Here is a 12,708-nt window from a genome sequence, read left to right as displayed (position 1 = left end):
TCCTAACGCCCATGCCCAAAATCTAAAATCTAAAATCTAAAATCTAAAATTACCATGACACTTCCCAACCCTGGCAGCGTCTTGGCTACATTAACTGAACTAACTCAAGTTAATCGTACTCACGCTCTACTGCGTCGCGTCAAAGACTTATCTGTTAATGAATTTGTTTGCTTACTCGACTTTATAACTGCTGAGTTCCAGCAATTTCTGAGAGCTATTGAACTGATCAATAATGAAGCTCTAGAAACTATGTTGGAGAAAGTATTAGAAGCTATCACACTCAAAATTGGTCAAATTCTCCAAGCAGAACATACAGCCATTTTTTTAGTTGATTATGACAAAGGTCAACTGTGGTCAAAAGTTCCTCAAGATAATACTCAAAAATTCTTAGAAATTCGTACTCCCATTACAGTGGGTATCCCCGGTCATGTTGCCAGTACAGGTGAATATCTAAATATATCTGAAACTTATACTCATCCCTTATTTAGCCCAGAACTTGAAAAACAAATGGGCTACAAAATCCATAATATTTTATGTATGCCCGTTATCAGTAGCAAAAACCAGACTGTAGCGGTGGTTCAACTAGCTAATAAAACTGGGAATGTTCCGTTTAATCATGATGATGAAGAACGTTTTCGAGACTTTGCTGCTTCGATTGGTATTATCCTAGAAAGCTGCCAATCTTTTTATGTAGCGGCTCGTAATCAAAGAGGCGCAACGGCTTTGTTGCGGGCAACTCAGACACTGGGGCAAAGTTTAGATTTAGAAGCAACTTTGCAGATAGTCATGGAACAAGCTCGAATTTTAATGCAAGCAGACCGCAGCACATTATTTTTATATCGTAAAGAGCTGAATGAACTCTGGACGAAAGTTGCAATGGCAGCAGATGGCACAAACTTGATAGAAATTCGCATTCCTGCTAACCGTGGCATTGCTGGATATGTCGCTTCCACTGGTGAAGCTTTAAATATTTCCGATGCTTATAAAGACCCGCGCTTTGACCCGACTACAGATAAAAAAACTGGTTATATAACTGGTAATATTTTATGTTTACCGGTATTTAATTCTGCAAATGACTTGATTGGCGTTACACAATTAATTAATAAGCAACAAAGCAGTTTTACTGCTTCTGATGAAGAGTTTATGCGGGCTTTTAATAATCAGGCAGGAATTGCCTTAGAAAATGCTCGGCTGTTTGAAAATGTGCTGTTAGAAAAACAGTATCAAAAAGATATTTTACAAAGTCTGTCAGATGCTGTGATTTCTACAGATATGGCAGGACAGATTGTCACGATTAATGATGCAGCCCTAGAGTTGCTGGGTTGTCCGATAGGAGACGCTAATAGTAAGAACAACAAGCTTTTGTGGGAACAAAATTTGATTGGTCGCCTAGTTTGGGAAGTTGTGCCAATTGAAAATCTCCAAATGCGACTAGAAGATAGTCTAAAAACTGGAGCTAAACATTATGTGCCAGAGCAAAGTTTGATGCTGGGACTTTACCAGATGCTGAGTGAAAATCAGGACGGGCTAAACGCTCCGCTACCGTTAACAGGACTTAGGAATCAGCACTCAATTTTAGCAGTGCGCGATCGCACGAACCCCGATATTTTTATTCCCTGGAATCAACCCCTGACTCCCCAATCTGAGTTTCTCACTTCTAATGAAGTACAAACATTAGAGCGCAATATCAATCTTACTGTTAATCCCCTGACTAACCCAGAAGGCGGTGTACGCGGTGGTTTGGTGGTCTTAGAAGACATTACTCAGGAAAAACGGATGAAAACTACCATGTCCCGTTACCTGACGCCCCATGTCGCTGAACAAGTTATGGCACTAGGAGAAGATGCTTTAATGGTAGGCGAACGGAAGGAAGTAACTATATTATTTTCTGATATCCGGGGCTACACAACACTTACAGAAAATCTCGGTGCAGCTGAGGTGGTATTGCTGCTCAATCAGTATTTTGAAACGATGGTGGAGGCGGTTTTTAACCACGAAGGCACTCTCGATAAATTTATTGGTGATGCCTTAATGGCGGTATTTGGTGCGCCGCTACCATTGACAGAAAATCATGCTTGGAGGGCTGTACAGTCAGCTTTAGATATGAGACGCCGCTTAGAGGAATTTAACCAACGGCGAATTATCCAGGCGCAGCCGCAAATTCGTATTGGCATTGGGATTAGTTCTGGGGATGTGGTTTCGGGTAATATTGGTTCTCGCAAACGGATGGATTACACCGTCATTGGAGATGGTGTAAATTTAAGTTCGCGCTTGGAAGCGGTAACTAAAGATTACGGTTGTGATATTCTTTTAAGTGAATTTACTTACCAATTGTGCAGCGATCGCATTTGGGTGCGCCAGTTAGATAAAATCCGAGTCAAAGGGAAACACCAGGCAGTTAATATATACGAGTTAATTGGCGATCGCATTACTCCCCTAGATGCTAAAACCGAAGAGTTTTTGTTTCACTATCATACTGGACGCACTGCTTATTTATCGCGCAACTTCTCACAAGCGATCGCTTGTTTCGAGGCCGCCAAATCTATCCAATCCCAAGACCAAGCTGTTGATATCCACCTAGAGCGTGCGCGTAATTACCAACAAACGCCGCCTCCACAGTCCTGGGATGGTGTCTGGACAATGCTTACTAAGTAGTCATTTGTCATTGGTCATTTGTCATTGGTCAATTCCCCATGCCCAATGCCCAATGCCCGATTCCCCATTCCCCATTCCCCATTCCCCATTCAACCTTGAGTCTCTCCCTGGTCATCTTGAAAGGGATCTTCGCCAATTCCTAGCTCTTTTTTTGAGCGTTTCAACTGTTTCCACAGATCCTTTATTTGTTCGTAAGCTGCACCTGGAGGCACTTTTCCGCCTGTTTCTAAGTTGCAAATGTAACTTACCCGTTGAGCAAATTCCTGGAGATTTGCATTAAAAACCAAGTTTTCTGGCTTAACCTGACCGTAGTAGCGACCGCGAGGGTAGAGAAAATCATCCTTGTTCACTATTTTTTTGTCCATTTATTCAATTCACCTTGTGTTTGGGGTTCTGAAGCTGAATCACTAGCAAACCTAATCTTTCTTTTTGTCAGATTGGGGTAAATCAGATTGTCCAACTCCTTTTCCAATTGTTGATGCAAGAATTGGTTGATTCAGATTTTGAGACTAGAGGATAAAGCTTGAAATATTTTGTGTTGTCAATATTACAAAAAAAGTTTCTGCTAAAGTAACTATAGAGAACATTTTATTTTCCTCACGGTTATCAATTTATCTCATCTTAATTTATGAAGTTCAAATTGTAATTAGCTTCGGTCGAAACCTTTCAGGTACAAATTATTATCACATACCAGTATGTCTTAGTAACTTATTCTCTTAAAACTAATTAAAATCCTGATAGTAAAACTACTTAGGTGAGGATACTAGATACAAAAGCCAATTGTCTTCTGTTAAAAGTTAGAGATTTAGTTATAAATATTTGGCAACTGGCTATTAAGCAGCGATAGAGAAGAGAAAATGGGGCTGGGTATTGGTTATTAATTATTTTACCCTGCCCTTGCTTCCTCTTAAATAATCACCAATGGCCAATAGTTAATAACTAAAGATAAAATGGTGAAGCCTCAAAGGACAATTGTTGTCCATCGCCTAAAACATTACCTGCCACCATGTCTGTTAATTCCAAGTTATACGAAGGCAAAGCGAAAATTCTTTATACAACGGACGATCCAGAAGTCTTGTTGGCTGATTTTAAGGACGATGCCACGGCGTTTAACGCCCAAAAGCGTGGCAACATCGAAGAGAAAGGAAAAATTAATTGTAGGATTTCTAGCCAGCTTTTTAAACAGTTGGAGGCTTATGGTATAAAGACTCACTTTATCGATAGCCCAGCCCCGAATCAAATGCGGGTGAGAGCTGTAAAGATTTTACCCTTAGAAGTAGTGATCAGAAATATTGCTGCTGGCAGTCTGTGTCAGCAAACAGGATTACCAGTGGGTAAAATTTTGAAACAGCCTTTGGTTGAATTTTATTACAAAAACGATCAATTAGGAGATCCTTTGTTGACACGCGATCGCTTGTACCTGCTAGAACTAGCGACTGCGGAACAAGTAGACGCAATTACACATCTAGCATTGCAAATCAATGAATTTCTGAATAACTTTTGGCAGCGGTGTGGCATTACCCTAGTAGACTTCAAACTAGAGTTTGGTTTGGACTCACAACAGCAGTTGCTCTTGGCAGATGAAATTAGCCCCGACACCTGCCGTTTGTGGGATACCGCAGAAAAGGACTCAAATCGGCGAGTAATGGACAAAGATCGCTTTCGCCGAGACTTAGGAAATGTAGAGGATGCCTACCAGGAGGTTTTACAAAGAGTGCTAAACGCAGTAGAAACTATAAGTTAACCAGGTAAAAACCAAAAGCTGAGAAGGAATTATATTTAACTTTTGCCTTTTGCCTTTTGCCTTGTAAAGTAAAAAAGCAAAAGAAAAAAATTATGTTTTGAGTTTTACCTTGGGCATAAGGGCATTATTGCCTTGTGATGGTGTGTGTGTGGTCGTGAAGAGGAATATAAGTAAAATGCGTTTATCTCCCGTATTGCTGGCAGCAGTAGCAATTGCAGCCCCTTTGGGTGGCTCATTGAGTGCGAATGCAGAAACCGCCAACAATTCCAAACAGTCAACAGAAGTTTTGACACTAGAAACAAATCAGCAGCCAAAAAAGGACACTGGTCAGCTTAACTCTAGTAAAAGTCTAGAATCTCAACCTAAATCTACAGCAACTATAGAGGCAGAGCGTCCCCAATCCCGCGTCGTTGCAATTTACCCTGCCAACCCAGCAGCGATGCCTGCGGCGGGCTACGCCTACGCGACCCCAAAGGTAATTGTGCCAACCTCCACAACGCCAACAATTGCACAAACCCCCCTAATAAATCCCAACCCTACTCAACAGCCGTCTCCGGCCCCAGACATTCCACCGCCAGAAATTCAACAACCAACGCCTTCCCCAACTCCTGAGACCACTCCAGTTCCAGAAAATGTAAATCCACCGACAACAGAACCTTTATTACCCATAACTCCAGAACCATCAGCTACTCCAGATATTCCCCCCCCAGGTAGTCAACAAAGAACACCTGCGCCATTCCCAGGCGCTACTCCCAGTCCCCAGAATGTTAATCCACCCACAACTCCGAGCAGTACTCCATTCCCAGGCGCTACTCCCAGTCCCCAGAATGTTAATCCATCGACAACTCCGGGCAATACTCCATTCCCAGGCGCTACTCCCAGTCCCCAGAATGTTAATCCACCCACAACTCCGGGCAATACTCAACCCAACACAGCCCCAGAAGCCAATGACCCCCGCGTACTAGTATCGGAAGTAGTAGTTAGATCCCAGGCTGGGCAACTATCACCAGAATTGGAAAGCCAAGTTTACAGAGTAATTCGTACCCAACCAGGACAAACAACAACTCGCAGCCAACTGCAAGAAGATATTAACGCCATCTTTGGTACTGGCTTCTTCTCCAACGTCCAAGCAGCGCCAGAAGATACCCCCTTGGGAGTGCGGGTGAGCTTTGTTGTGCAGCCTAACCCCGTCCTCAACAAAGTAGAAGTGCAAGCCAATCCTGGCACTGGTGTCCCTTCTGTACTACCAGCTAACACTGTGGATGAAGTATTTCGGGAGCAGTATGGCAAAATCCTCAATTTGCGTGACTTGCAAGAAGGCATCAAGCAGTTAAACAAGCGGTATCAAGACCAAGGTTATGTACTAGCCAACGTGATTGGAGCGCCACAAGTCTCTGAAAGCGGAGTTGTTACCTTACAAGTAGCAGAAGGGGTAGTAGAAAACATTAGAGTCCGGTTCCGCAACAAAGATGGTCAAGAAACAGACGAAAAAGGACAACCAATTCGGGGACGGACACAAGATTACATCATTACACGAGAAGTGGAGTTGAAGCCAGGACAAGTATTCAATCGCAACACAGTGCAAAAAGACCTACAGCGCGTGTATGGACTGGGACTGTTTGAAGATGTGAATGTGTCCCTTGATCCTGGTACCGACCCCAGCAAGGTGGATGTAGTAGTGAATGTGGCTGAACGCAGCAGCGGTTCTATTGCGGCTGGGGCAGGGATTAGTTCTGCTAGCGGACTTTTTGGAACAGTAAGTTATCAACAGCAAAACCTGAACGGTAGGAACCAAAAATTGGGGACAGAAATACAGGTGGGAGAACGGGAACTGCTGTTTGACGTGCGGTTTACCGACCCCTGGATCGCAGGAGATCCTTACCGGACTTCCTACACAACCAATATTTTCCGTCGCAGTTCTATTTCGTTGATTTTTGATGGTCAAGATGAAGACATTAGGACGTTTAATCCAGATAATCCCACCGATGTAGATTCTCAGGATCGCCCCCGCATTCTCCGTGTAGGCGGTGGTGTCACCTTTACCCGTCCTTTGTCTGCCAATCCTTATAAAACTTCTGTCTGGACTGCCTCAGCGGGTTTACAGTATCAACGAGTTTCCGCCCGTGATGCTGATGGTAATCTTAGAAAAACAGGAGCGGTATTTGATGATGATAATGGAAACCGCATCAGTGATGAAATTCCATTGACTCTCTCTAGCGGCGGTCAAGACGATTTACTACTGTTGCAAGTGGGGGCACAGCGCGATCTCCGTAATAACCCGCTGCAACCCACTAGTGGTTCTTATCTCCGCTTTGGAGTCGATCAGTCAGTCCCTGTGGGGCTAGGCAACATTTTACTCACTAGATTCCGGGGTAGCTACAGCCAATATTTACCCATAAAGTTGATTAGCCTTAGCAAAGGGGCACAAACCTTAGCATTTAACCTGCAAGCAGGAACCATTCTCGGTGACTTGCCTCCCTACGAAGCTTTTACCCTTGGGGGTAGCAACTCCGTCCGGGGTTATGAAGAAGGAGCATTAGGTAGTGGACGCTCTTATGTGCAAGCATCAGTTGAGTATCGGTTTCCAGTTTTTTCAGTAGTCAGTGGCGCACTATTTTTTGATCTCGGCAGTGACCTGGGAACTAGTACTAGGGCTGCTGAAGTGTTGAACAAAAATGGCAGTGGCTATGGTTATGGTCTTGGCGTTCGCGTCCAGTCTCCACTAGGGCCAATTCGGATTGATTACGGTATCAACGATGATGGTGATAGCCGGATTAATTTCGGTATTGGCGAAAGATTTTAATTTGTCATTAGTCATTAGTCATTGGTCATTAGTGAATTACAAAGGACTAATGACAATTCTCTTTCCTAATGAGCTTGCTAATTTTTACATTTACCTCAATACTGTTCCGATAAAGGGATTAATGAGATTTTTCGGGGAATATCAGGGATTTTACCAAAATAGACGATGAACAATACTAAAGGAAATATATTAACTTTTCGACTATGCAACAGCACACTCTAGCAGCCCAAATCACCCAAACAGGGGTGGGACTGCATAGCGGTGTGAATACCCAGGTGCGGATATTACCAGCCGAAGCGGGAAGTGGACGCTACTTTGTGCGGGTGGATTTACCGGATTTGCCGATTATTCCAGCCCAAGTTGCAGCAGTTAGTCACACTGTTCTCTCAACTCAGTTGGGTAAGGGTGAGGTATGTGTTCGGACGGTAGAGCATTTGTTAGCAGCACTTTCAAGTATGGGCGTGGATAATGCCCGAATTGAAATTGATGGCCCAGAAGTCCCACTTTTAGATGGTTCGGCAAGTGTGTGGACAGCTAATATTGCCCAAGTTGGCTTAGTCTCACAACTCGTTAACAACCAAGTTCCCTTGGCTATTACAGAACCCTTATGGGTCTATCAAGGTGATGCCTTTGTATGTGCCCTCCCAGCAGCAGAAACCCGCTTTAGTTACGGTATTGATTTTGACCTGCCTGCCATTGGCAATCAATGGTATAGTTGGTCACTAACTGCTGAACTAGGAAAAACTTCTGCTAGCTTTGCTGCAGAAATTGCTCCTGCTCGTACTTTTGGATTACTGCATCAAATTGAACACTTACAAAAAACAGGATTAATTAAAGGTGGCAGTTTGGATAATGCACTCGTTTGTGGCCCAGAAGGCTGGCTAAATCCACCGTTGAGATTTGCAAATGAGCCAGTCCGTCATAAAATCTTGGATTTAGTAGGAGATTTGAGTTTACTAGGAAATTTTCCTCGCGCTCATTTTTTAGCGTATAAAGCTAGTCATAATTTACACATTCAGCTGGCTCAAAGAATTTTAGATTATCGGATTAGAACTAAAGCCTAAAATCTAGGATTATCAAGGCTTTGGATATACGCCTGCCTACTCAACTTTTAGATAAAAAATCAACTACACGGCCAATGTCAATCCTCACTGAAGTGAATACCATCGATACGACTACACCTACATCTACTGAATCACAGGCGATAAATGAAATTACAATCAGTTCTGAGATTAAAACAACTTTCACATCTGAAGAAATTCAGAAATTGCTACCCCACCGCTACCCATTTTTACTTGTAGACAAAATAATTGACTATGTACCAGGTGAAAAAGCTGTTGGGGTTAAAAATGTCACTATCAACGAACCTCATTTTCAAGGACATTTCCCTGAACGTCCACTGATGCCAGGGGTGCTAATTGTTGAAGCAATGGCACAAGTTGGCGGCATTGTCCTAACTCAAATGTCTTCGGTAGAAGGCGGACTCTTCGTCTTTGCTGGTATCGATAAAGTCCGCTTTCGTCGCCAGGTCGTGCCGGGGGATCAACTAGTAATGACGGTGGAACTGTTATGGGTAAAACAACGTCGTTTCGGTAAGATGCAAGGTCGTGCCGAAGTTGATGGTCAACTTGCTTGTGAAGGAGAATTAATGTTTTCTTTAGTTAGCTAAAAGTTTGCTTTCGTGGTATGGGTATAGCCGTGAAATGCCCTTGCTGAATCCTGAAACAGGATGACAGTTAGAAAGATATCCACAATAGCATCTGATAATTTCTTGATTTTCGCCGCCCTCTCTACGAGACGCACTCACAAACACACTTAACTTGCTTTGCCCGACACTTTCGTTCACTGAAATATTTCACACTCAACAACGCCAGTCGCCTCAATGGGGCGGTAGTCGGTACAACTCTCTTAACCAGAGTAACGCGCTGCCTCAAAAACCCCGCCTGGCGCTGGATTATTAAGACAGTTCTGGAGATTCACCCTTGAAAACGCTAATTCATCCAACTGCTGTAATTCATCCGAAATCGGAACTCCACCATACAGTGCAAGTCGGTGCCTATGCTGTGATTGGAGCGCATGTCAAAGTGGGCCCTGAAACAATAATCGGTGCTCATGCAGTGCTAGAAGGGCCTTGTGAAATTGGGGCGCAAAATCAGATTTTTACAGGTGCAGCCATCGGCATGGAACCCCAGGATCTGAAGTTTGTAGGAGAACCAACCTGGGTCAAAATTGGTGATAACAACTTGATTCGTGAGTACGTTACCATTAACCGCGCTACCGGTGCTGGTGAAGCGACGATAATTGGCGACGGTAATCTTTTGATGGCTTATGTCCATGTGGCTCATAACTGCGTCATTGAAGACCAAGTAGTGATTGCTAACTCTGTGGCGTTGGCTGGTCATGTCCATATAGAGTCACGCGCTAGGCTAAGTGGGGTTTTAGGTGTCCATCAATTTGTGCATATTGGTAGACAAGCAATGGTAGGAGGTATGGCACGTATTGACCGGGATGTGGCCCCATATATGCTGGTGGAGGGAAATCCAGCGCGGGTGCGAACCCTCAATCTTGTGGGACTCAAACGGTCTGGTATGGACTCAGCAGATTTGCTTATGCTGAAAAAAGCCTTCCGCATTCTCTATCGTTCTGATTTGCCTTTTAAGGATGCTTTGGAACAGTTAGAATTGTTAGGAGATAGCGAAGAATTGCAGCATCTGCGACGCTTCCTTCTACTTTCTCAGATGCCTGGAAGACGTGGCTTGATTCCTAGTAAAGGGAAAAAGGGCGCAAGTGATGAATCGTGAGATGTAAGATATATCATGTCTGTCGAATTACCCACAACACCCCAACCCCTCCCCGCAAGCGAGGAGGGGAGCAAGAGCGCCACTGGCGGGGTGAGATTATGAGGAATTGTGGTTAATTTTCCAGACATCATAATTTATGAGTTATGAGTTGATAAATTGAATTTTTAACTCCTAACTCCTCATTTTTACTAATTACCAATTATCAAATGCGGATATTTATCAGCACTGGCGAAGTATCTGGCGATTTACAAGGGTCGCTGCTAATTTCAGCGCTGAAGCGTCAAGCTGTGGCGATTGGGTTGGAATTAGAGATTGTAGCGCTGGGTGGCGAGAAAATGGTAGAGGCTGGGGCAACTCTGCTGGGTAATACCAGTAGTATTGGCTCAGTGGGTATTCAAGAAGGGCTGCCTTATGTTTTACCGACTCTCCAGGTGCAACGACGGGCGATCGCTTCCCTAAAACAAAATCCACCGGATTTAGTAGTATTGATCGATTATATGACTCCCAATCTGGAAATTGGGACTTATATGAAACAGCATCTACCAGATGTGCCTGTGGTGTATTACATTGCTCCCCAAGAGTGGGCTTGGTCAATAAGTTTGCGTAGAACTAAGCGGATTGTTGGTTTTACAGATAAGCTGTTGGCAATCTTCCCACAAGAAGCTCGTTACTTTCGCGAAAAAGGCGCAAAAGTTAGTTGGGTAGGACATCCTTTGGTTGACCGAATGCAAGATGCTCCTACAAGGGAAGCAGCTCGTGCAACACTGGGGATTGCACCAGAAGAAATTGCGATCGCACTCCTCCCCGCCTCTCGCCACCAAGAACTAAAATATCTTTTACCAATTATTTTTCAAGCGGCCCAAACTATTCAAGCTAAATTACCTGAAGTTCGTTTCTGGATTCCCCTGTCGCTGGAAGTCTATAGACAGCCAATTGAAAAGGCTATTGAGCGTTATGGTTTGCGGGCGACAGTTATATCAGGTCAACAAATGGAAGTTTTTGCCGCAGCTGATTTAGCTATTAGCAAATCTGGTACTGTCAATCTAGAACTCGCCCTGTTGAATGTGCCGCAAGTTGTAATTTACCGCCTTAGTCGTCTGACTGCTTGGATAGCTCGGAAAATCCTCAAAGGTTCTATAACCTTTGCATCGCCACCCAATTTAGTAGTGATGAAGGCGATTGTGCCAGAATTTTTACAAGAGCAAGCCACACCAGAGAATATTATCCAAGCAGCAATGGAACTGCTACTCAATCCCAGCCGCAGAGAGCAAACTTTGCTAGATTATGAAGAAATGCGGCAAAGTTTAGGAGAAGTTGGAGTTTGCGATCGCGCTGCTCAAGAAATTTTGCAAATGCGACCAAATATCTTGAGGTGTCATGGCTTATGAGATGAAAAAACAAAGAGCGATCGCAGTTGACTTATTCGCTGGTGCGGGCGGTATGACTCTTGGCTTTGAGCAAGCTGGTTTTGATGTGCTGGCATCTGTAGAAATCGACCCGATCCACTGTGCAACACATGAGTTTAACTTCCCTTATTGCTCAGTGTTATGTAAAAGCGTTGTGGATACAACCGGGGAAGAAATTAGGAATCGGTCTGAGATTGGCGATCGTCAAATTGATGTGGTAATCTGTGGCTCACCATGTCAAGGATTTTCCCTAATTGGTAAACGGGCTGTTAACGATCCCCGAAACTCTTTGGTGTTTCACTTTCATCGGCTGGTTTTTGAGCTAAAACCAAAATTCTTTGTGATGGAAAATGTCCGGGGGATTACAGTTGGCGAACATAAACAAATCCTCCAAATCTTAATTAGTGAATTTAAAATATCTGGCTATAAAGTAGAAGAAAATTACCAAATTCTCAACGCTGCAAATTACGGAGTACCACAGTCTCGTGAGAGATTATTTCTCATAGGTGCAAGGGAGGATATAGAGTTACCGAAATATCCTCAGCCGATTACTAAACAAGCGTTACTAAATAATTTAAATTCTCAAAAAATATCTGATATTCCATTGAGTCCTACAGTATGGGATGCAATTGGAGATTTACCTGAAATAGAAAAATATCCAGAGTTACTAACAAGAGATTGGGTTATTGCAGACTACGAAAAGCCTAGTAACTATGCTCTTGTACTTCGCGGTATCAAATGCTTAAATGATGATTATTCTTACAAACGAGAATATGATTTGCGAATACTTTCTTCAAGTTTAAGAACCAAACATTCTGCGGAAACTGTTAAGCGTTTTCAGGAGACTCAACAAGGCGAGAGAGAAAAAATTAGTCGTTTTTATAAGCTACATCCTGGTGGTGTCTGTAATACTTTAAGAGCCGGAACAGATAAGTATAGGGGCTCTTTCACATCTCCTAGACCGATTCATCCATCTACGCCGCGCTGTATTACCGTCAGAGAAGCGGCGAGATTGCATTCTTACCCCGATTGGTTTAGATTTCATGTAACCAAATGGCACGGATTTCGACAAGTTGGTAACTCTGTACCACCGTTACTAGCAAAGGCTGTAGCGTCAGAAATTATTCGCAGTTTGAATATTTCGCCTTTTAAGTCGAGTTGGGGATACAAGTTGCCAGAGGAGAAGCTACTACAATTTAATATGTCGCAAGCGGCACAATATTACCAGTGTGATTAGTAAGTTGTAATAGCAATCCGATTTGATTCCTGAATTACTCGTAAAGACCGGGGACTGGGGAC

The 12,708-nt window shown here is 43.5% G+C and carries 9 protein-coding genes; 8 read left to right on the top strand and 1 reads right to left on the bottom strand.

The genetic code is table 11. The features are described 5' to 3' along the window. The first annotated feature begins 54 nt into the window (after positions 1-54). The gene (locus HWQ58_RS28235) at positions 55-2,655 is read left to right on the top strand and encodes an adenylate/guanylate cyclase domain-containing protein (protein ID WP_292870399.1); all 2,601 of its coding nucleotides are present in this window, start codon (positions 55-57) and stop codon (positions 2,653-2,655) included. An 89-nt stretch (positions 2,656-2,744) separates the two neighbouring features. Here HWQ58_RS28235 and HWQ58_RS28230 read toward each other — a convergent pair whose 3' ends face one another. Further along, complete coding sequence (locus HWQ58_RS28230; RefSeq protein WP_292870396.1) at positions 2,745-3,020, bottom strand: hypothetical protein; 276 nt, start codon at positions 3,018-3,020, stop codon at positions 2,745-2,747. Positions 3,021-3,661: 641 nt separating this feature from the next. Here HWQ58_RS28230 and purC point away from each other — a divergent pair. From purC to HWQ58_RS28195, 7 genes are all read left to right on the top strand, one after another. Continuing rightward, positions 3,662-4,399: a phosphoribosylaminoimidazolesuccinocarboxamide synthase gene (purC, locus tag HWQ58_RS28225; protein ID WP_292870393.1), complete on the top strand. Its 738-nt coding sequence runs from the start codon at positions 3,662-3,664 to the stop codon at positions 4,397-4,399. A gap of 175 nt (positions 4,400-4,574) precedes the next feature. After that, the gene (locus tag HWQ58_RS28220; RefSeq protein ID WP_292870390.1) at positions 4,575-7,202 is read left to right on the top strand and encodes a BamA/TamA family outer membrane protein; all 2,628 of its coding nucleotides are present in this window, start codon (positions 4,575-4,577) and stop codon (positions 7,200-7,202) included. Positions 7,203-7,405: 203 nt separating this feature from the next. Next, positions 7,406-8,266, top strand: a complete 861-nt coding sequence (gene lpxC / locus HWQ58_RS28215) for a UDP-3-O-acyl-N-acetylglucosamine deacetylase (protein WP_292870388.1) — start codon at positions 7,406-7,408, stop codon at positions 8,264-8,266. A 74-nt stretch (positions 8,267-8,340) separates the two neighbouring features. Next, complete coding sequence (gene fabZ / locus HWQ58_RS28210) at positions 8,341-8,871, top strand: 3-hydroxyacyl-ACP dehydratase FabZ (RefSeq protein ID WP_292870385.1); 531 nt, start codon at positions 8,341-8,343, stop codon at positions 8,869-8,871. A 313-nt stretch (positions 8,872-9,184) separates the two neighbouring features. Continuing rightward, a complete protein-coding gene (gene lpxA, locus HWQ58_RS28205; protein WP_292870383.1) occupies positions 9,185-10,003 on the top strand; it encodes an acyl-ACP--UDP-N-acetylglucosamine O-acyltransferase in 819 nt (272 codons plus the stop codon). A 206-nt stretch (positions 10,004-10,209) separates the two neighbouring features. Further along, complete coding sequence (lpxB, locus tag HWQ58_RS28200) at positions 10,210-11,391, top strand: lipid-A-disaccharide synthase (protein WP_292870380.1); 1,182 nt, start codon at positions 10,210-10,212, stop codon at positions 11,389-11,391. Then, complete coding sequence (locus HWQ58_RS28195) at positions 11,381-12,646, top strand: DNA cytosine methyltransferase (protein ID WP_292870378.1); 1,266 nt, start codon at positions 11,381-11,383, stop codon at positions 12,644-12,646. The genes lpxB and HWQ58_RS28195 overlap by 11 nt, the downstream gene beginning before the upstream one ends. Positions 12,647-12,708: the final 62 nt, after the last annotated feature.

This window comes from Nostoc sp. LPT, from assembly GCF_017115165.1.
Taxonomy (GTDB): Bacteria; Cyanobacteriota; Cyanobacteriia; order Cyanobacteriales; family Nostocaceae; genus Nostoc.
Note: the sequence above shows the minus strand (reverse complement) of the source record. Positions and strands in the feature narration are given on the sequence as shown.